This is a genomic window from Paenibacillus sp. UNC217MF, from assembly GCF_000686865.1.
In the GTDB taxonomy this organism is placed as follows: domain Bacteria; phylum Bacillota; class Bacilli; order Paenibacillales; family Paenibacillaceae; genus Paenibacillus_B; species Paenibacillus_B suaedae.
In genome coordinates, this window is sequence record NZ_JMLT01000009.1 from 308,082 (window position 1) to 331,445 (window position 23,364).

At 41.6% G+C, this 23,364-nt stretch carries 11 protein-coding genes; 10 read left to right on the forward strand and 1 reads right to left on the reverse strand.

Features of this window, described 5'->3' with window-relative positions:
* Window positions 1–25: 25 nt before the first annotated feature.
* The 5 genes from BP95_RS0107040 (at window position 26) to BP95_RS0107060 (ending at window position 11,499) form a co-directional block, all read left to right on the forward strand.
* On the forward strand, window positions 26–5,401 hold the full coding sequence (locus BP95_RS0107040) for a polymorphic toxin-type HINT domain-containing protein (RefSeq protein WP_028531762.1): 5,376 nt from the start codon (window positions 26–28) through the stop codon (window positions 5,399–5,401).
* A 6-nt stretch (window positions 5,402–5,407) separates the two neighbouring features.
* On the forward strand, window positions 5,408–5,947 hold the full coding sequence (locus tag BP95_RS0107045; RefSeq protein WP_028531763.1) for a hypothetical protein: 540 nt from the start codon (window positions 5,408–5,410) through the stop codon (window positions 5,945–5,947).
* A gap of 561 nt (window positions 5,948–6,508) precedes the next feature.
* Entirely contained in the window at window positions 6,509–6,781 is a 273-nt protein-coding gene (locus BP95_RS0107050) for an RHS repeat protein (protein ID WP_028531764.1), read from the forward strand.
* A gap of 716 nt (window positions 6,782–7,497) precedes the next feature.
* Entirely contained in the window at window positions 7,498–9,429 is a 1,932-nt protein-coding gene (locus tag BP95_RS0107055) for an RHS repeat domain-containing protein (RefSeq protein ID WP_028531765.1), read from the forward strand.
* A gap of 384 nt (window positions 9,430–9,813) precedes the next feature.
* Entirely contained in the window at window positions 9,814–11,499 is a 1,686-nt protein-coding gene (locus tag BP95_RS0107060; RefSeq protein ID WP_028531766.1) for an RHS repeat domain-containing protein, read from the forward strand.
* 106 nt (window positions 11,500–11,605) lie between these two features.
* On the opposite strand, the gene BP95_RS0107065 is transcribed toward BP95_RS0107060, so the two are convergent.
* Entirely contained in the window at window positions 11,606–13,156 is a 1,551-nt protein-coding gene (locus tag BP95_RS0107065) for an NBR1-Ig-like domain-containing protein (RefSeq protein WP_028531767.1), read from the reverse strand.
* Between the two features lie 181 nt (window positions 13,157–13,337).
* On the opposite strand from BP95_RS0107065, the gene BP95_RS0107070 reads away from it, so the two are divergent.
* The 5 genes from BP95_RS0107070 (at window position 13,338) to BP95_RS33780 (ending at window position 23,202) form a co-directional block, all read left to right on the forward strand.
* Window positions 13,338–14,648: a hypothetical protein gene (locus tag BP95_RS0107070; protein WP_028531768.1), complete on the forward strand. Its 1,311-nt coding sequence runs from the start codon at window positions 13,338–13,340 to the stop codon at window positions 14,646–14,648.
* Window positions 14,649–14,854: 206 nt separating this feature from the next.
* Window positions 14,855–16,492 carry a hypothetical protein gene (locus BP95_RS0107075; protein WP_028531769.1) on the forward strand — a complete coding sequence of 546 codons (1,638 nt, stop codon included), beginning with the start codon at window positions 14,855–14,857 and terminating at the stop codon, window positions 16,490–16,492.
* Between the two features lie 80 nt (window positions 16,493–16,572).
* Window positions 16,573–21,537 carry an RHS repeat-associated core domain-containing protein gene (locus BP95_RS0107080; protein WP_028531770.1) on the forward strand — a complete coding sequence of 1,655 codons (4,965 nt, stop codon included), beginning with the start codon at window positions 16,573–16,575 and terminating at the stop codon, window positions 21,535–21,537.
* A gap of 16 nt (window positions 21,538–21,553) precedes the next feature.
* Window positions 21,554–21,952: a DUF4279 domain-containing protein gene (locus tag BP95_RS0107085; protein WP_028531771.1), complete on the forward strand. Its 399-nt coding sequence runs from the start codon at window positions 21,554–21,556 to the stop codon at window positions 21,950–21,952.
* 1,049 nt (window positions 21,953–23,001) lie between these two features.
* Window positions 23,002–23,202: a hypothetical protein gene (locus BP95_RS33780; protein WP_231515070.1), complete on the forward strand. Its 201-nt coding sequence runs from the start codon at window positions 23,002–23,004 to the stop codon at window positions 23,200–23,202.
* Window positions 23,203–23,364: the final 162 nt, after the last annotated feature.

Consider the following 23,364-nt stretch of genomic DNA (forward strand, 5'->3'; position numbering starts at 1 on the left):
TAGAATTGATAAGGAGAGATACATTTTGAAAAAATGGTTGTCAATTATTCTCGCATTTGCTTTATTGTTCACCAGCATACCATTGATATCGGCAGAAGATAGGTTATCGATTGATATTCCAAACAAGGAAAATCATCCATCGGTAACTACAAGTGTGTATGATAGCGTATATGATCCGCACGCAACATTCACGGATTTAAACCCAAACGAGCTTATTACGATTACCTCCTTAACTGAAACCTTTGGCGTGACTAGGGATTTGGTGACAGAGGAACTGTTCAAGGGCTATGAGCTTCATCAAATCTATCAAGGGTTAAAAGCAAAGCAGCAGGGAAAAGACTACGAGCAATTCATGACCAGCACCTATCCGAAGCCTGCTCCAGATCCGATAATCGAGCATCAAGAACAAATGAAGAGTGTATCAGAGGCTGTATACCAAGCCAGCGTAACGGAACAGGTCTATGGGAAAGAGAGCCCGTCGGTGACGGATCAAGTGTATGGATTACGTGAGAAGCGATCGTTAGCCTTCCTTAGCAATAATCTATACGATGAGAAAGCGCTCCGCAATCGACCAATCCGGCTGGATCAAGCACCTTACTCCGTCGGATCCGTTAGCGACCATATCTCGCCTGTAGACGGCTCTTTGCGTGTGGAAGTAACGGATATGGTTATGCCGGGACCGAACGGCATGGATTTTGCGCTGCGGAGAATTTACGACAGTTCCTTGGCGAAAGACGATATCTATGTGAATGAAAACGGTAGAAACAGAACGCGGGAGACCAAGGAGGAAGAAATTTTTCATCTCGGTAAGGGGTGGATTTGGGATATCTCGTATCTAAAGTGGGTTAACAATTATGGCTACATTTATATTTCGGGCGTCGGTACATATGGGCTGGAAGGTGACCGTTTGGTAGGGTATCCGCTCGGCGATTTGGTCTTTATGGAGTCAAATAAGTTATTGCAGTCCGATGAGCGAGCCTCTTATGAGCTCCTCAATAAGACGACGGGAGTCAGCCAATATTTTAATCATATAGGCAATCTCATCTTCATCGAAGACACAGATGGAAACTACATTCAATTCTCATATAAGTATCAGCCGGACATAGGGTGGGTTCTGCATCAGATCAAAAGCTCGACCAGAGACTATCAAGGCAAGAATGAAATGAATATTTCCTACAACGGAAATCATACAGTTACTATTCAAAGCGGAGATCGAAGGGTGATCTATAAGAAAGAAAGAGTCAAAAAAATAAAGAACGATTATCTGTACCGGGAGCAGGATATTTTAACAGAAGTGATCGATCCAATGGGTCGCTCGACCAAGTATGATTATGGCGTATGGAAGCCCTTATTTTTTAATTTAGTCAGCTCGTATTCAGAAATACCTGAAGGATCTGAAGCATACAGGGTAAATTGGGGAGAGAACGAGGTTATCGCACTTGGCGTAATAGAGCATCCGACCAAAGCCATTACGGAATACGGATTTGATGGCACGATTAAACGGAAAATCGGAGATTTCGCGGAGGAACGTGTGGTGCGATATAAATCTCGCCGCAGTTACTATAGTTCATCCCAATATACACAAAAGAATGAAATGACCCTTAAATATACAATGGATCATAGTAACGTGAAAGATAGAGCGGGGATTGGTGATGGAGGAAAGTACATCGAGCAGGATTTTAGGTTTTCTGTGGATGTGTACGATAAATACAAAACGACAACCTATACGTACGAGAAGCAGTTTGTTGCGTACGATAAACCTTCGGCAATCTATAACACAAAAACGGAAGTTAAGGATCTACAGACAAATGATAGACAGGTGTTCAATTATGCATATGACAGATTCCGAAGGAATCCGAATCCGACCCGGATTGAAGAGACGCATTATCAAGAGGGATATGCATCTGCGCCTCGTATTACTACGCGTGAGTATGATTATTGGGGACAACTGACTTCGGAAACGAATCCGATCGGCATAACAAGCCGTTATGAGTACAGAGACGTAGTAGAGAATAAGCTGTTCCGCATGAAGAGTAGTAGTGTGCCGATGGATCAGGGAATGACGCTGAGCTCTGAATATGAATACGATCGATATCGCGGGGGATTGAAGCAGGCCGTTTCCAAAAATGATCGAGGCGAAATTGTCCAACAATTGAACTATGAGTATGACTATGCCGGCAACCCGATTAAGATTCGGATTAAGGGAGATGTCGGGGAAACGACTATTTATCAAGACTTCAGCCCTAAATTCAAGAGCATGTATCTAAGCGAACAAGCCGTAGAGGTAAAGAACGTAGAGGGCAAGAATGAACTCGTCAAAAGTCAGATGGAATATATTCCGGAGAGCGGGCTTCCAACGAAATATACAGACGGTAACGGAAACCAGACCTCCTATACGTATGACAAGCTGGGACGAATTACCGCCGAAATTCATCCCGACGGAACGAAGACGACCGTCGTATATGATGATCAGAACAATAAGATGTTCATTACCAATCCGAACGGGCTGCAAATCGAGAAACATTTCGATCCGCTCGGCAACCTGATTGCTGAAACGAATGGGCGAGGCATGGCTCAGCACACGTATGATGAGAACGGCCGGCTGATTCGCAAAGGGGACTTTAACGGATCCGTGATTCAATACGAGTATGACGCCTGGGATCGGATTATTAAGGAGAAATTTGGTTCCAGATCGAACCGCGTTGTCTATAACGATGCGGCAAACACCAAGACAACCTTCGACGGAGAAAATAATGGAATGCGTGAAACGTACGACATTATGGGTAGAGTCATCAAGAAGGAAGAAATCAAGTCGTCGGGTCAAGAAGTTTTGTTAGCTCGCTATGAATATGACTATGCGGGGAACGTTAAGGTAGCTTACGACGGAAACCATAATGTGACGAAATACGAGTATGATGTACTGGGACGATTGATCGCCGTTACGGATGCTGAAGGGAAGACGACGCGGTATCGGTATAATCTGTCGGGTGATATGGTCGAAGTCAAGTATGCGGACGGAAATACCGTGCAGAAGCGGTATGACGGCATCGGCCGTCTGCTGGAGCAAACCGATCCGAACAAGCAAGGCAAACGCTTCTATTATGACGGCAACGGCAGCGTGATCAAAAGCATTGATCGGAAGGGACAGATCCAACAGTTCGAATACAATAGCCGGGGCTTCCTGACGGCCGTCGTAGCGCCGGACGAAAGAGTTTCGTATAGCTATGACGCGACAGGCAAACGGACGACAATGACGGATCAGACAGGGACAACAAGCTATGCGTATTACCCATCGGGCGAACTCGAATCCATTACGTATCCGGACAAGACGGTGTTGTCATTCAATTATGAGAAGCGGGGATTGCGCGAAGAGCAAGCTATAGCGTCGGGCGCCTACCGCCTAGCAAGTCAGACGGAGCGACTTTTCTCGATTTCAGTGCCAAGGAGCATGAGAGTAATGGATGGCACCGGAGGAGAGCTGGCTCGATTTGAATATTCGTATGATGACTCCTATCGGATTGCTGATTTGAAGTCTTCGAGCGGACTGAATGAAGTCTATTCCTATGATGGAATGAACAGGACGGGCATCCAGCAGAAGCAAGGAGATGCGTTGTTTGGAAACTACAGCTATACCTATGATAACAATCGCAACATCATAGCGAAGAATGATAACGGGGCGTTCTTCCAGTTCAGCTACGATCCGCTGAACCGAATCAAGACATCAAGTCAGTTCAATGAGGCATATTCGTATGACCAGCGGGATAACCGCAGCACCCTGCAAAGCGATCAGGTACCGAACATCAAGGGGGCAAGCTATACTTACGACAGCCGCAACCGTCTGACCCAAGTGACAACAGAAGATGGCAAAGCTGTCAGCTACCGCTACAACGGGGATAACCTGATGGTGGAGCGCGCCGAAGGCGGCGTAACGACCCGTTACTACTACGATGATCGGGCGAAAATCGTAGCCGAAGGCAAGGTGGAAGGGAACGGCAGCATCACGATTACAGCATCGTATGTCCATGACGATTACGGCAAGCTACTGGCTCGTCAGGTTCCAGGACAAGGTATGCAATATTACGTATCCAACGGACACGGCGACATTACGGAGATTCGGGATGCACAAGGCAATGTATTGAACCGCTATACGTACGATATCTGGGGCAATCCATTGGTACAAGAGGAACAGGTTCCGAACATTTTCCGTTACTCGGGCGAATATTGGGACGCAGCAACGAATCTGCAATATTTGCGCGCAAGATGGTATGATCCAAGTGTAGGGCGGTTTATTAATGAGGATACGTATGAAGGGGAAATCAAGAATCCGCTGAGTTTGAATTTGTATACGTATGTATCGAATAATCCGTTGAAATACGTAGATCCGAGTGGACATATTGGGATACCGATGGCACCAACACCTGCAATGACGTGTGCAGCGAGTCCGGGGCAATGCAAGACGATTCTAAAAGCACAGGCCGAAGCAGGTAAAACATTGGCAGTTGAAGGCGCTAATTTCTTTGTACTAGATGATGTAAATACCATGTTGGATCCTAATAGCTCATTAGCAGATAAGGGACTTGTGTTGTTGGGATTATTTCCTCCGGCAAAAATAATTAAAGCAGGAACCAAAGTTAGTAAAGTTACAAAAGCACTTGCAAAGTGCAATTGCTTTACTGCAGGGACGAAGGTATTAACAGACGAAGGGGAGAAGAATATCGAAGACATTGAAGTCGGAGATAAGGTTCTCGCCAAGGATGAAGAGACAGGTGAACAGGCTTACAAGGAAGTTGTTGCCCTTCATCGTAACGAGAAAGATACTACCTACAAGCTGTCGGTGGGCAATCAATTAATTGAGACAACTAATAATCACCCATTTTGGGTTGAAGGCAAGGGTTGGGTTCTTGCTATTGATTTGAAGGTGGGAGATGAATTAGTACAAAGTAACGGAAACCATCTAAAGATTGAAAACATTGAAATTGTACATCATGATGAAAAAGTAAAGGTGTACAACTTTACAGTTGCTGATTTCCATACTTACTTTGTAAGCAGTTTAGGGATTTGGGTTCATAACATTAATTGTGGTTTTACTTTAAGTAGTAATAATATCCAACACATCGGAAAGCATATTGCGAGCGATTTTGCCAACCAAGTACCGCATCTTTCGGATAAAGCACTAGCAGCAAAGTTGAATAAAAACTCATTCTTTAACGCTAGTTGGACTAAGGAAGATATTATAACTGGTGTTCAAAACGGCGCGAATGAAGCAATTAGTAAGGGATTCACAAATGGTTACTATAATTACTCATATAAGGGTGAGACCATTCAAATTTTCTTCAAGGATGGGAAATTTGATACAGCATTTGGTCAACATAAGTTAACTCCGGCTGATTTCGGGAGGTAATCAAATTTGTTTGAGATAAAATACCGAATTATTGTTGATGAGAGTCACTGGAAAAAAATGAACTTAGAGCAAATTGAAAAGGAAGGGGGAATTGAGGGCTTCTTTCAGTTAAACCTACATTCAGTTGATTATGGTTATTGCCATGATAGGGAACTGGCAGAGGGTGAAGAGGGTTTTGACATTATTTCAACTTGGTTATCAAATTTATTAGAAGTATGTCTGCTAATAGATGATACGAAGTATGTAGCGATAAAGGACACAGAATCTTACAATACATGGCTTGAGTTTATTTCTGCTGATAATGACTTGCTTGTGAGTGTGATTCAGTCGGACAGCTTCATTAGTGAGTATGTCATTACCAAGCCTTTAGAGAATCGAGTTTATCCCGAATGGAGAGACATTACAGTCAAAAGGGAGGAGTTTATCGAAGAGGTGATTATTAATACGAAGAAATTTATTTCAGACTTAGCCCAAATAAACCCTTTCATAAGTATGAGCCAAAGATTAGTTCAATTACAGTCAATGCTCGAAAAAGTAAGCCAATAGATATTTATAGACCTTGAGGGGGAACGCCTTCAAGGTCTTTCTTTTACCCCCATCCCCTGCCGAATGAATTGGGCGGCATGTCCCGAAAGAACCGTATGATATTTTTCCAATATGGTTGTACGCACGTATAAAGTGTTTAATAATATCCCCCTTTATGACAAACCTCTTTCATTGTCATAACTCCAAAATCACCAGATGCCACCGTGTTTTGATGTAAATACCATACCTTCGCTATTTCACATTTTCTCCGAAATAAATTGAGATTGTAAATAAAATCGAAACGAACAGTCCTTCCAAGTTGATAGGAGGGCGAGAAAGAGAATATCGCAACTTAAGGGGTACATAGTCCGACTACTATAGTGAGCAGACAATCTGGTAATGGTTGTTGCCGGAATCAACCATTACTAATTAAACTCCAAAGAGAGAGCGCGAATTCGATTGTTGATAGGAGTCTTTGTATATACGTTTGAAATAACATATATTAACTGGTGCAATATGGTGATACGTAATAGAGTAGCAATAAATAGCTTGGGAGGTTGGATTAGAAAGGTGAGAATAAGAATGAATTGGTTAGCAAGGCAGAATAAACGCATCATTTTGATGATGTGTGCAATCTTATTTATTTGCGGTATGGTATTACAGATTGGTAACGTCCAAGCTTCTGCTGCAAATGTTGAAAGTAAGTATTCATATGATGGGGCTGGACGGTTAAATGATGCTCAATCCACTGCTGGACAAAGTATAGACTTCGTTTATGACAACAACGGGAACATAACGCATAAGTTATCTACTCTCCATTTTAAGGGGAGTGATCAGAGCATGATGCAGAATTGATCTGTATACCAAACATCAGGTGCTAAAAATACGGTGGAGTTTTGGATGAAATGGGATGGAACTAATTCTGTCATGCCGTTTTCATGGAATACCCATTATGCACTTTGGTTTGCAGACGGATATTTTAACACTGGTGAAAGCAACATTATAGGCATATCTTCGGCCACATTACGTAATCGTTAGGTGCACGTAGCTGCAACTTTCTATAACGGTATACCTAACGCGGTTGATAATGATTATACATTAACGGAGTAAGCAAAATTTAGCCGCAGTTAAAGGAAATACGTCCTATTCTGTTGCAGCGACGACGTCAGCGTTCATATCAGAAAACAGCGATAAGAGTCTATATCGATTTAGCGGCAAGCTTGGTGAGATGAGAATTTGGAATTACAGGCTTTCACCATCTGAAGTGCAGGCTAACATGTATAAGGTGATTTCAGGCAAGGAATCACGGGTTGATTGAGATTCGGAAAGCTCAATCTTGGCCCCAAAATAAATGACAGCATCTTCAGGGAATAGTGTGCCCCAAAACTTGATTACATATTAATGGTTGGAGCATGTATTTTTTGTATGCTGTTTTTACGAATTCTTCCGCTACTTACGTAGACAGCTATTCCGATAATCTAGCAGGAAGATGGCTCTTTTACTTTCTTGGCTGCCCTGTAGAGTTGAGAGTAGAAGTTTAATTAAATCACAAATAAGGATGGTTGCTATTAATGCTGCGTCATATTCATATGATCGTAAAATGTATTGTTTGTATTTGTTTGTTGGTCGCGCTGGCTTCGCTAATACAGCATTCAGCAGATGCCAAAGAGTCTTCTAAACTAAATATTGAGTTAGGTTCAACGAGTGATAAGGTTAGAAAATGGGGAATGCTTTCTCCGAATATCGGACATCGTACGGGTAAAGCACAAGGAGATGATTGGATAGCCATACCTCCAGAAGATAAGCCCGGATTTTTAGTTTTTGGACCTTATGTAGATGATCTCGATATAGGAGAATGGACTGCAACGTGGTCTATGAAGGTGTCCAGTAGTATAAATGCTTCCTCTAAAATTGCTCGGTTGGAAGTTTATGATCCTGATTCTAATGAGGTATTGGCTTTTCAAGAGCTTACAGGCTATCAATTTTCTAAATCTCATGGCTATCAGGATTTTTACTTGAAGTTTATGAAAACAAAACCAAAACAACGATTGGAATTTAGGGTTTTCTGGTATGGAGAAACCACACTTCAAGTGAATCATGTGGCTGTCCATCAAGCAGCAAAATTGGATTTTATAAAATCATGGAAGATGTCCGATCCTGCACTCGGTCACAGAATTGGCAGAGCAGATGGAGAGGGTTGGTCAGCCAATATGCAGCAGGATAAGGAAGGTTTTTTAAGCTTTGGACCTTATGTGAAGAATCTCCCCCTAGGAGCATGGAAGGTAAGCTTCCCATTGATAATCGATAACAACTCTGCGGATAATGCGAAAATAGTTCGCTTGGAAGTCTATGATCCCGATGCAGATGAGATTTTATCGTCACGGGAAGTGACGAGGCAGCAATTCCTCTATTCTAATGTAACGCAGTATTTCGAAATTCCATTTGACAATATATCAACGGATTGCCGATTAGAGTTCCGGATTTACTGGTACGGGGTAGCCAAGGTTACGGCCAAAGATATATCCATAGGCAAATCTACAAATATAGTCTATAAGAAAACATGGAGTTTATCAGAGCCTGTGATTGGGCACGGAACTGGTAGATTGGATGAAGAGGGCTGGTCAGCGAATACGCAGCAAGACAGCGAAGGATTTCTGACTTTTGGACCTTACGTGAAGGATATGCCTGTGGGGTCATGGGAAATCAATTGGCCATTAATGATCGACAATCATTCGGCAGATAACGCAAAAGTAGTTCGTTTAGAGGTGTTTGATGTTGATGCCGATGAGATCCTATCCTTCCGTGAGATCGGACGGCAAGAATTTGAGCGTCCGTATGAATATAAAAGTTTTAATTTGAGATTCGTCCAAGTAAACCCGAGTCACCGATTGGAGTTCCGGACCTATTGGTATGGCAATGCATTTATCAAAATGAGGAACCTTCAAATGAAGGGAACGTATCCAAGTTCATTCGGGAAAGTGTGGAATATGTCTGATCCGGCAATGGGGCATAGAACAGGAAAGCTTATTGAGAATGCATGGGTTGTGGAGCCTCAACAGGATCAATCAGGATATATGAGTTTCGGGCCCTATGAAAAAGGTATGGAAATCGGGACATGGATAAGCACTTGGTCGATGAAATTAAAGAATAGCAGTGATAGCAAAGATCCTGTCGTAAGGCTTGACATATACGATGCTGATACAGGAGAGATTATTCAGCAGAAGGATGTATATCAAGAGCAGTTTATTATCAATCATTTTCAAGATTTAAATGTTCAATTCAGAAATGAACATCCGGGGCACGCACTGGAATTCAGAGTTTACTGGTATGGAAAACATCCTGTTGAATTGAAAAGCATTAAAGTAAACAAAACAAGGGTTTTGGATGAATACGTGTATAATAAAAATGGTCGCTTGATGCAGTGGATCGGGGCTGATGGCAGGAACAAATACTATCGTTACGATAAGAACGGAAATATATTAAGGGTTATAGATATGGAATAATGGGATATGGACTCCAGTGTACTTGATGTGCAGAACAACTAAATTATAGGAACAAAGAAGGCTCATGGACTCGTGGGCCTCTTTGCTATGGTAACTCTTAAATTGGTTGTTTTTGTTCTTGAATCTTTAATAACTGAGAGAGATAATACCATACTGTGGTCAACCAAATAAGACAGCACTAAGCATAATATGGTTCTTCACTATACAAATAGAGGATATAATGAAAGCCATTAAAAATGACAATTTATTTTGGTGTATTGTAATTAAACAGGGGGAACCGAATTTATTAAGTATTATTCAAAAGTTATTTCATCAAGAATATGATGCTTAGAGGACTACGAATACTATATCGGTTTTACAATTGGGAAAAGGGGAATGTAGAATATGAGTAGTTTTAGACCATCGAAATTCATGCTCGTGCTAGTTCTAATAAGTCTTACATTGCTAACAATCAGTCAAACTAAAGGATTTGCCGCAGAGAAAACGGCAGTAAATGTTTATGATAGTTCCGGGCGGCTAGTAAATACGAAGCTAGCGGATGGAACCGTTGTAGAATATCAATATGACGTGAATGGGAATCTACTACATAAAAATATTAATATGCTGATGAACTCCGGATTTGAAATCTATACGGGAAAGAATGGAGTCGCAGATAACTGGGGAGATTGGAAATCTGCAGGAGTAAAAGCCAATTACCAAGTTGTCACTGCTCCCGTATCCAGTGGTAAGCATGCTCAGCAAATGAAAATTTCCAATATGCCGAAAGATGGGGGGGCTAACTTTTTTCAAGACATATCAGTAAGTGATGGTCAACTCTATTCATTAAGCAGCCAGATTACAATAGCTAACTTAAACAAAGCAAAATTAATCGTTAACATGCATTATTTTGATAATAACAATAGTTTCATCGGAAGCGAGACGGTATTTGAATATGGAGGAAATGCAAGCTGGCTGAGTATAAATGAACAGGTGCGACCTGTGGCCAAGACAGTGCGAGCCAGACTTCATTTTACTATTATAGCCTTAGACAACGATGGATCAGGAACCCTAACGGTGGACTCCGTGACATTCCAAAAAGGGGAGCGGAGCAATTTACTCATCAATCCCGGATTTGAGACAAATACAAGAACGAGTGGGGTCGCAGATGGCTGGGGCAATTGGGAATCTGCAGGGGTACCAGCCAATTACCGAGTAGTTACCTCCCAGGTGTCAAGTGGGAAACAAGCGCAGCAAATGGTTATATCTAATATACCTAAAGATGGAATGCATACGATCTTCCAAGACGTAGCCGTAACAGGTGGCCAACCTTACACCTTAAGTGGTCAAATTGCGACAGAAAATCTAAGCAAAGCCAAAGTTCAGGTCATTATGCATTATTTTGACATCAACAATAATTTTATAGGGAATGAGACGCCATTTGAATATAGTGGGAACACGGGCTGGTTAAGCATTAATGAACAAGTGCGTCCCGTAGCCAAGGCAGTACGAGCCAGAGTTCATTTTAATGTTCTAGCGGTTGACAACAATGCATCAGGAATCGTAAAGGTGGACTCCGTGACATTCCAAAAAGGGGAGCGGAGCAATTTACTAATCAACCCCGGATTTGAGACGAATACAAGAACGAGTGGGGTCGCAGATGGCTGGGACAATTGGGAATCTGCAGGGGTAAAGGCAAACTATCGGGTAGTAACTTCGCCTGTGTCCAGTGGTAAGCATGCACAGCAAATGAGCATCTCTAATATACCTAAAGATGGAATGCATACGTTTTTCCAAGACGTAGCCGTAACAGGTGGTCAGCCTTATACATTAGGCAGTCAAATTGCAATTACAAATCTAAGTAAGGCTAAGTTTCAGGTCATCATGCACTATTTTGACGTTAATAATAATTTTATAGGAAATGAAACGCCATTCGAGTACAGTGACAATACGAGCTGGAAGAGTGTTCAGGTACAAGTAAAGCCACCAGCTCATACGGTGCGAGCTAGAGTCCATTTTAATCTCTTAGCATCAGAAGACAAAGCCTCCGGGAAAGTAACTGTAGACTCCGTCATTTTTCAACGCATAAAGTAAAAACAAGAGATATATGGAAGATAAGCATTGCAATAAAATCAAGAAAAAGAAGGATGGTCGTGTACCATCCTTCTTCATGTTTTTGTGACAATACTGTTATTCAAGATTACTTCTTAACAAGTGAAATCGAATCGGCAAAAGCCTCTCCGACGGCACCCGAATCGGCAACAACTCGTACAATTATTTTCGTCGTATTCGGCTTCGTGTGAATCTTAACAGAAGCTTGTCCCCATTGTCCTTGTTGGTGAACCAATGCTGCATCCCCATCATATACACCGATGTTTTGATTGTCGAATTCATAGGTGTCCACATAGAAGCTACCCTGCTTCAAGTTGTTGTAAATGTTAGCTCGCAGCTCGTACTCCGTATCTGGTTTAACCGGAATGAAGTAGCTGTCGCTTGAAGTACCACGTATGGGCGTATCCGAATAAAAGCGAATGCTATGTGAGCCTTCATGCGACAAATGTGCTGAGATGGCCATAGTCGGGCTGAAATTCCAGAAATAAGTTCCCTGCTCGAAGCTTGCGTTCGGAAGCAGGTTATTTGTTTTCATTTTTTTAAGCATGTTCCCATTGATGTCATAGACATATTCGATTCGGTAATCTGTATGCAGTGCATCTAGCAGCTGATTTGCCGAGTTATATGTATAATAATGATTTGCAATAGAGGGCTTAGGGATATGAGCTACTTTGACTTCCTTTTTAATCATATCGCCAAACCATGCGACACCATCCTGAACCATTCGCCAGTCGGTGATCAATACTCCTTCATATGCCGGAGCGACCATATTGAAGGTAAACGTCACGGTATCACCGTATTTTACGGTGCCACCGTTAGGAATGACGTGTCTGCCAATGGCAAATGGATCACTATCGTCAACGGCTCCGAGGCGAACGGCGGTTGCTTCCGACCATTCTCTTTTTCCTGTATTTTTGACCGTAACCGATACCTCATGCGTAGAGCCTGGTAGCATCGAATCTGGAATGGTATTCGAGACGATCTGGGCGCTTAAATCTTGGGAAGGTGCGATGCTGAGATCGTCAAAGTAGCTTCTGAAATACCCGGTCTCCGAAGCCTCGTGGTCGTCATAGGCGACAAGTACTTCCTTAATTGTTTTTCCTGTGTGTGGAGATAAATCGACCTCGACTTGAACCCACTGATTTAATGGATCATTCCGATATGCAGGGTGCATTCGCTGCCCTCTTGTATCTGTAATGCCGCTATCTCGCAAAGTAGACCCATCTTCGAACACGAGATCAATCGCCATTCTTTTACTTTGTGTATACTGGTAGTGATAGACCCAATAGGATAATTTCATTCCTTCGTGGATACTTAAGTTCAAATTCGTATATAGCTTGAAGTAAATGAAGCTGTTCTCCGAATTGCTCTTGTCTTGACCAGCGACGCGGTAATATCCAACTCCACTATGAGGCTGGATCCCCAGTTCGCCATTCACAGTAGAGGCCTCAGGAGGAATTGTTGAATAATAACCTCCGACATTGGCACTATATGCTGTTACCATTCCAAGGCTATCATTATCGTGGCTTTCGAACGTATTACTCAACAAACGCCTCTGTCCATTGTCCGCCATCGCATTTGGAATAAGACAAGCAAATAATAAGAGAAAAGCGATAGCCATTTTAGACACTTTAATCATCAGAACATTAGAACCCCCTATATAGTTAGTAAGTAAATTCATTGTAAATTTTAATATGACTATTGGAAAGAGTCGAGTCGAATGCGTTCCATTTTCTTTTTCTATTGTGGGAAATAATAACTGTTAAATAGGCCTTATAGACTATATACTAAATACTTCGGAAAGAGAAGGGGGAAATGTTGTGAAATTAGCTTTTAAAAAAAGTTATTTAATGGGTATAGTGACGATAATGTTAAGTTCCTTTCTGATTTCAAGCACCGCTAGTGCTAGTCTCACAGAGAAAGTGCTTGTAAATCAAGAAAACTTTGAACGAGGTACGTATGAAAGTACAAAAGTTGCAATGGCTTTGGGGACTGTTGCTAATCAGGTAAACAGTAGTTCATATTCTAATATGGTTGACATAAATGGTGATTTCGAGAGGGATTCCAACCATAATCAGTTGCCTGATTTTTGGGAAGTTGTTTGGCGAAACGGGGAAAGTTCGAATTCTTACGCAGTATTAGCTCCATACGAACCAGTACAGGGTAAACTTCATTATAGGTTATACAATGGGGACGACGATGCACAATCTTATCAGTATGTGCTATCTGATCAGATTCCTGTTACGGGTGGATCAGCTTATACAATTAAAGCATTTCTAAGATATACTTTGCCTGTGGGACGAGCTGAGATGAGTATTATCCAAGGAGACGCACAAGGGAATAACAATGGGGAAATTCATTACACCTACAATAACGGCGGATGGAAATGGAATGAAAAAAACAATAGCTTTGTTCTAAATCCAGACACCAAGTTTATTCGCATCCGATTTGGAGTTGGTGGCGAAGTCGGTGCTTATTTGGATGTTGATAAGGTAGAGTTAACTCAGCTTGATATTAACGAGGGATATGAGAAAGACGAGAATTCTAACAATCTACCTGATTTTTGGGAGACAGTATGGAGGAACGGTACCAGCACAAATCCATTTGCTACAATAGCCCCATATGAACCTATAGATGGAAAATATCATTATCGTTTATTCAATGGATTAGACGATAAGGAATCCTTTATGTATGCTTTATCGGATTCTATTCCCGTCCTTGGGGGATCTGCGTATGAACTCAGCACTTATTTAAGGTATGCTTTGCCTTTGGGACGAGTTGAGATGAGTATTATCCAAGCAGACGCACAGGGGAATAACGTAGGGGAAATTCATAACGTATATGGAAATGGAGCTTGGAATTGGAAAGCACATTATACTCGGTTTGTTGTTCAGCCGAATGTTGCATCCATTCGTATCCGATTTGGAGTTGGTGGCGAAGTTGGGGCTTATTTGGACATAGATCACACAAAGCTACATCTGCTTAACAGTGAAGGAAATCTTAGTTTTATCCGTTATGAATATAATCAAAGTAATGAAGTGAAGCGAATCATTTATCCAAATGGAAAGATAGTTGAAATTGAGTATGATGCTAATGGCAATCAGGTGCGGAGAAAGATAGTGAAAGAATAGTTACCTATATACTGCTAAAACATAACGTGAGTTGATGATATAAAGAGATAAAAGAGCCATTGAATATCCATTTTATACAAATTAATGCTAATAAATAATAAATGTGCAGTAGGGAAAATAATGCTATTATATGAAGCTATGAAAATTAATAGTAAAGTTCCTTTAGAATCAGGTATTAATCGTTTAAAAAAGGGGGGTCAGATATTTTGCGATCAAAAGGAGCATTTATCAAAATTACGGTAATGCTTGCATTCTTCATTCTTATTTTTATCTATAGCGAGAACAGCCTATTTGCTCAACAATACAAAAATACATATGTATCTAGTAAAGACTACAGTTCCATTCAAGGGGAGAATCAATGGTTCTATCAAGAATGGAATGGGGAAGAATACGTTAATTTGAAGTGGAATGAGTCAGAACAATTATGGAGGGGGAGTCATCCCTTTACCATCATTGCGGCAGGCATCCATCATCCGGATGAAACGGATGTTGCAAGGAAATGGGTAGCGCCCAAAAGTGGATTAATTCGTATAAATGGACGCGTAGCAAAGAGTAATCCCGGATGTGGGGATGGCGTAAGAGTAGAGATTCGGAAAAATACGAGATTACTTTGGACGACCTATATCGAGTATAACGACATCGACGGGGTAACTACAAACTATGAGACGCACATTAACTCTGGTGAAGCACTTTACTTTATCGTGAATAAGGGAGAACAGAACAATTATTGTGACGGTACCTATTGGGATCCAAGCATCACTTATCTAGACGCGAACACTTCATTAGCCTATTCTGCGTCTGAAGGATTTAGTGGCGTTCAAGGACAGAACAATTGGTATTATGAAGAGGGTAAGGAGGGGACTTTTTCCTTTCTAAATTGGGATGGGAAGGAGGAGGTGTGGAAGGGGGAAAATCGATATTCGCTCATAGGCCGTTCTTTTCATCATCCAACCGATCTAAGCTCTGTACGAACTTGGACCGCACCGGAATCCGGACTGATCCGAATTTCGGGAAAGGTGGCCAAGGAGAACACGAAGTGCGGAAATGGAATCATTACATCCATTCAGAAAAACAACAAAGTCGTATGGTCGGCGCCTGTTCGATTTGATGATGCAGAAGGCCTCCAAGTCCAACATGATGTGACTGTTCATGCAGATGATAAGTTGCGTTTTCTAGTAGCTTCGAATGACAATGCGGATTGTGACGGTACATCATGGGATCCGCGAATCACTTATATGGTACCAAATGCTGATCTAACTTACTCATCCGTTTCTGGATTTAGTCCGGCACAAGGGCAGTCTAATTGGTATTATCAAGAATTGGAAGACTCCAAATATGAGGATATGGAATGGGACTCTAGCGAAAAACTGTGGAGAGGAAAATATCCGTTTTCGATCATTACACATAATATGCAGCATCCCGATAAGTCTGATTCCGTCCGAAAATGGGTGGCTCCAAAGTCAGGTTCGGTGCGTGTGAGCGGACATGCAGCCAAAAGTAATACAGCATGTGGCGATGGTGTCAAAGCAACCATTTTCAACGGCTTCACTCCCGTTTGGCAGGCGAAGCTGGATTATAACAATGATGCTGGAGTGGATCATGATATCGTACTGCCGATAAGCGAAGGCGGGGTTTTATATTTTGTAATTAATACGAACGGTACTAATCAATGCGATAGTACGAATTGGACGATATCCATTCATTATGATACTGAAGCACATGCGACGATATATTCATACGATGCCAGCAACAAGATGGAAACGATAACATCTCCGGATGGTAGAATCATTTATCATTACTATGATGCAAATGGCAACTTAATTAGGCGTGAAAAGAGAAAGTGAATGATGTAATCTCTATTCATCTAATTGAGGTGTTTTTTGATACATATAAGCAAAATACTTAATTGAACAGGAGAAAAAGCGTGAAAAAGTACATATCACTAATTTTAACATTTATTTTAGCGTTTACGAGCATACCACTTACTTCTGCACAAGAAGTGATGTCATCCGATGCTGAGCTGTCTAATCTTTCAGTTACGGATGCAGTGTACAGCCAACAGCCTAAGGATCTAGATCCGCAAGATATTATTACAATTTCCTCAGTAGCTGAGAAATTTCAAGTTGATGGTGACTGGGTTTACGGTGAAATATCCAAAGGATACCTGCTGCACCATATCTATGAGGGGCTGCTGGAGAAGCAGCGCGGAGGATCGTACGAGCAGTATATGAACCGCTTGTATCCTGGTGTTGCGCAACAGATTGCAGTAACGACAAGCGTGTATAATACGGCTACGGTAACGACAAGTGTGTATGATCATTTGTCGAAAGTAGAGAGTGACGGGAATGTTAAGAAACCAAGCGTTACAGACTCTGTGTATGAGATTCCTAAATTTCGTCGCTCCAAGCGATCCCTGTCTTCTTCTTCGAACTATGATAGCTTTGCATTGAAGCAAAAAGAGCTGAAGTTCGATCACGCACCGTATTCAGTCGGGAGCGTTGGCGAGAACATTTCGACAGTCGACGGTTCTCTGCATGTAGAGCAAACTGATCTTATTCTTCCAGGACCGAATGGTTTGAACTTCGAATTGCGTCGTGTGTACGATAGTTCGCGCGGTAAAGATGATATTTATTACAATGAGGAAAGTCATAAACAGTTGCCCCGCAAGTCGGAAGAAGATTATCGTTCTTCGCTGGGGAAAGGATGGATGTGGGATATTCCTTATCTTAAAGTAGCTGAGGATCAAAAATTCCTTTATCTGCCCCAGCGTGGAACATTTGCGATAGACGGATATGATCTGGTGGGGTATCCCTTTAGAGATTTGAGTTTTGGCCCGCATTACGGCGAATCGAAAGGGTCTGACGAGCCGAAAGATGCTAGATATGTTCTTACCGATTACAAGCAGGGATTGGATTACTATTTTGACGAAGGCGGCCTGCTTCTGCAGATAAAAGACGAATATGATAACATTCTCGACTTTTACCATAGAGGCATGAAACTAATTATGGTTGTTGCTTCTACCAAAGAGGGGAAGAAAAGTACAAAATACAATGTTCTCTCCATTCGAGACAACGGTAATGATGTAGAAGCAAGGGTATATTATACAGATCCTGCGACGAATCAAACAAAGGATCAAGTTGTTAAATATATCAAAGAAAAGATATCTTTTAATTTTAATGATGAATATGTATTAAAAAAGGTTATCGATCCGGTTGACCGAGAAACAACTTATTATTACGATATTCGTCGATATATGCCATCCAACATTGTTCCGACATACAGTGTGTTTAACAAAGAGGAAAATTTCAACGAACAAATGTTCTATTGGGGAAAAACCGATTGGGTAACGCTGGGGATGATTGAACATCCGACCAAAGCACAGTCTAAGTTCACTAGTTCAACCGTACTCCGTAAACTAGGTTTTTACGCGATAGAATACCAGGTCATATATAATGAACGCAAACTACTGTATAGCACGAATACAGGCGCTACCGTCGTCTCTGATCGGCAAACCGTTACTTTTCCAAAAGATTTTGGAAAGATATTCGGAAATGTTACCTATGATGTTAGCGTGGATGATGGCCGTACCATCACTAATCATAACTATAATGTTAGTTATAGAGAAAGATATGAAGACCTAAATGAAGGGAGCTACTATACGTTTCCGCTAGATCCGCCGATTCTTTATCATAATAGAAGCGAAACGACAGCAAAAGGAAGCAACGAACGCAAGACTGTTACCTACGAATATAATAAAAATTCGAAAAGGGAATTGATGCATTCCAAGCCCCTTAGCATTTCGGAAACCAATTACGGAGCTTCGGGATCTTCTACGAGAACGACAAGTTATAAATATGATGAATACGGAAATATCATTGAGGAGACTAAACCGCTTCAAGGAACCAGTTATTATGAATATGAGTATATCCCTCAAGCCCAGGCTCGAAAATTAACGAAAATGACTACGCCTGTTGGGCCTCAGTCCAACCTGATCGCTAAGTATGAATATGAAACCGAGCATGGTGGTCTTCAGCAGGCTACGCTGCAAGACGGTCAGGGACGGTTATTGAATCAAGTTCGCTATGAGCGCGACGTGCATGGCAATCCGACGACAATTCAAATCAAAGGCGATAACGCGAAGGATACCGTCATTCGGCAGGAATTCAATGAAATCCATAACTATATGTTCCCGAATAAGCAATCGGTAACGGTGACGGATGCGGATGGCGCGTCCGGAGAGTTGACGAGAGATGCCAGATATATTCCCGAGACTGGTATGCTGTATCAATATGTGGATGGAAAAGGACAGGCCATCACCTATACGTATGATGATTTGAATCGTGTAACTGCGGTAACTAATGCTGACGGGTCGCAAACCAAGATTGAATATGACGACGAGAACAACCGTATTGTAGTCACGGATGCGGCCGGACAACAAACGGAGCGATTCTTTGATCCTTTCGGACGATTGATCAAGGAAACGAATGGGCGAGGGACGGCAGAGCATCGTTACAACGAATATGGCGATTTGATTTCTAAGGGAGACTTCAACGGTTCGGCCACCCAATATGAATATGATGCCTGGGGACGTGTCATAGTTGAACAACCGGGGTATTTTGCTGCTACGCGTTATCAGTATGATGACGGCGCAAATACCAAAACCGTGATAGACGGAACAAACAATCCGATTAAAGAATCGTACGATATTCTAGGCAGAGTGACATTGAAGGAAGAGCTAAAGCCATCTGGAAATGTGGTGTTGGCGCGTTACGAGTATGATTATGCAGGGAATGTCACGAGTTCCACAGACGCGAATCAGAATGTGACCAAGTATGAGTACGATGTCTTGGGGAGATTGCTAGCTGTAACGGATAGCGAGGGAAAGACAACCCGTTATCAATATGATCTGTCCGGAAATATGGTCGAAGTCAAATATCCAGACGGCAACACGGTTCAGAAACGATATGACGAGATAGGACGATTGATCCAGCAGACCGATCCGAACAAGCAAAGCAAGAAAGTGTACTATGATGCAAATAGTAACGTCTCCCGAACGATTGATAAGAACGGGCAGTCTCAAACCTTTGTATATAATCATCTTGATTTGCTGACAGAAGCCAAAGCTGCTGACGAAACAATATCGTACAGCTACGATGCCTCAGGCAAACGATTGTCGATGACCGATGGAACAGGGACGACAACGTATGGATATTTTCCAACAGGTGAACTGAAATCGATTCAATATCCAGATCAAACTGAGCTGAGTTTTGATTACGAAACTCGTCAATTAAGAACGGAGCAAACCATTAAAGCATCGAACCTTGCTATGACCTCTACTATCGATTATCTCTATGAGGCTGGTGTTCCGACGAAGCTGGGGGCGCTTGGCAATGGCGCGACGTTATCCGAATTTACGTATGATTATAATCAGAAATCGAAGAAACTTGCTAAACTAAGTGCATCGAATGGACTCAGTGAAGTATACAATTATGATGGGTACAATCTAGCTGGCATCCAACAGAAGCAAGGAGAAGCGCTGTTGGGAAACTACAGCTATACCTATGATAACAACCGAAATATCACCGCTAAAAACGATAATGGAGCAGGATATCAATTTAGCTACGATAAGCTGAATCGAATCAAGACATCAAGCCAATTCAATGAGGCATATACGTACGATCAACGGGATAACCGCAGCACGCTGCAAAGCGATCAGGTACCGGATATCAAGGGGGCTAACTACACCTACGATAGCCGCAATCGCTTAGTCAAAGTAACAACAGAAGACGGTAAGGCTGTCAGCTACCGCTATAATGGGGACAGCCTGATGGTAGAACGCACCGAAGGTGGCGTAACGACCCGTTACTACTATGATGATAGAGCGAAGATTGTAGCGGAAGGCAAGGTAGAAGCGAACGGCAGCGTCACGATTACAGCATCCTATATCCATGATTCGAATGGCAAGCTGCTGGCCCGTCAGGTTCCAGGACAAGGTATGCAGTACTATATATCCAACGGACACGGCGACATTACCGAAATCCGGGATGCGCAAGGAAATGTACTGAACCGCTATACGTACGATATCTGGGGCAATCCCTTGGTTCAAGAGGAACAAGTTCCGAACATTTTCCGCTACTCGGGCGAATACTGGGATGCAGCAACGAATCTGCAATATTTGCGCGCAAGATGGTATGATCCAAGTGTAGGACGGTTTATTAATGAGGATACGTATGAAGGGGAAATCAATGATCCGCTAAGTTTGAATTTGTATACGTATGTAAAAAATAACCCTTTAAAATATCTCGACCCAACAGGTCATATTGAGTTTTCTGTTGGAGATAAAGAAGCGCTACTTAGGTATCAATCTATCTTTTCTGTTGGGCAGAAAGAAAAGAACCTGCTTATGATGCAATCTTCCCATGATGCAGCAAATTATCTTAGACTGAATTATGAATCTAGGGTAGACAGAACAAACTTCTTTAAAGACGGAATAGTCTATAAATCTATAACGAAAGATATGTACAATGAGCTATTATTTGGTAATGCTAAAGAAGTGCCATTACTAGATGATCCACTATTTTATGTTTTTGATGGTACTTTTGCACTTGCTTACAAAGGTGTAGCTAAGTTAGCTGCAAAGACAATGGGTAAGAAAAGTGTTGATCAGACTACAGAGTATTTACTTAAGTTGGATTTACAGAGGTTTGCAGCTAAAAAGGACTTAAAGATGGTTAATGATGCTGCGAAGAAAGTAGGTGTAGATAGGAATAAGTTTGGCGAGTACATTCATCAACTAAAGAAAGAATTTAATATGAAAGCAAACGATAATTTTAGTTGGGATGATCTTCTCGATTTTGCCAATGAATTAAAAAACATGACGAAAAAGTAGAATCTGTGGAGGTTATATGAGTATTACAGGTAGTTGTTCATTAAATATTAGTTCTACAAACCTTGATTTTGACTTATTAGGTAAGCTAAATCTGACACCAACATCTGTTGTCAGAAACGGGGATTTTATTACAAGTAAGAGAAAGGCACTTTATGATGTTTGGATATTTGAGATTCAAATAACCAGTACTTGTCCGCTTAACAAAGCATTAGAGAGTATAGCAGGACAACTATCCAATGTAAGACATGAATTGAGTTTATTAAAAAGTAGGTATGATGTGTCCCTGAATTGCTATTTAAGATCAGATTACGCCCAGATAGGAATAGATATATCACCGGAAATTCTTAAGTTGATTGCAGAACTTGAATTAGGGTTGCAAATTCACATTCTATCATTTGGTGGCGTTGATAGTTAATCAGCATGTATAAGTTAAATTAGTGGCGATAAAAAGTCGATAGATAGTGAGCAACATGAGGCATTGAAATTGATGGAAATTATAAAACCTTGTTGGGATTTTTAGTCCCTTCAAGGTTTTTTCTTTGGTGGATGCCCCACCCAGTGTCGAATGAATCGGGCGGCATGTCACGAAAGAACCTAACCCTTATCAACCCCGTAGGATATATTTCGAATATAGTTGTACGCACGTATAAAGATAATATCCCCCTTTATGGAAAACCTCCTTCATTGTCATAATCCCGAAATCATCAGATACCACCGTGTTTTGCTCCAAATACCTTATCTTCGTTTTCTTCCGTTTTTTCTGATATTCCAAGAAAATGCAAATAATCGCAACAAATCTCTTACACTAGCAAGAGGGGGAAAGAATATTCGCAACTATATGGATACATATCCCGACTTTTAAAGTGTGTGGTTAAACAGAATAAGTCTCATTTTAGTCCACAACTAACTGTCTATATACCTCGAAGATTATAGTGTAAGAGCAATCTGGTGACGACTAGTCTACATATACAGGAAAGGTAATGTTCAGGCTAGCCGCCTTCCTAAACTTCACATCCGCCGCAGGCGTAACTAAACTACGAGAAGGAAGGTAACGGGAATGAAGGATTTCTTTCTAATTCAGAATCGTCAAGCTGCAAATGAATACATGGACAAGGTGAGCCAAGAGAGTCAGTTTACATCACAGCATAAGGGGTTTACCAAAGTACCGCACAAAATCCATCGGTGATACGGTTTAACACAGTATGAAAAGTTGATTCTGATTGACCTAACAGCATATCGGACGACAAAAGTCAATGCTATCCGACCATCGAGATGATCGCTAGAAATGTCGGATGTAGTTCAAAGTCAGTAGAACGCCATATCAAGGAATTGGCAAATAAGAAGCTGATTCTGGTCAGTCAGGGTAAGAATAACACGTATTCCCTGCCAAATTATCAGCATTGCCACCCGTATCTACTTATGTCGGAAAAGACTCATGAGTTAATTGGGAGCGTTCGAAAGCAAGTGAATGAGCGGGAGTTGACGCTTTGGATTCAGGGACTGGTCAAATGTGACGAATACAAGTCGTTTATTGACCAACTTCAAAGACTCCATGAAAGAAGACTGCCCATTGACAAATTCGCTGAGAAAGAGATTCTAGACAGCTATGCTCAGTTCCTAAAAGCTGAGATGACCAAGCGTTTTCCGTCTGATATGAGCGGATAAATGAATAGTCTGTCATTTCATCAGACTCTCTGTCCAAATAACCGTCATATGGTCTGTTGAAGGATGCAAAAAGGGTGATATAGAAAATTTGTCCATGATTCAGACGTAGAGTCGGTTAAGAAAGACAGGGAGTCTGGATGATAGACATAAGGTCTGTTATGA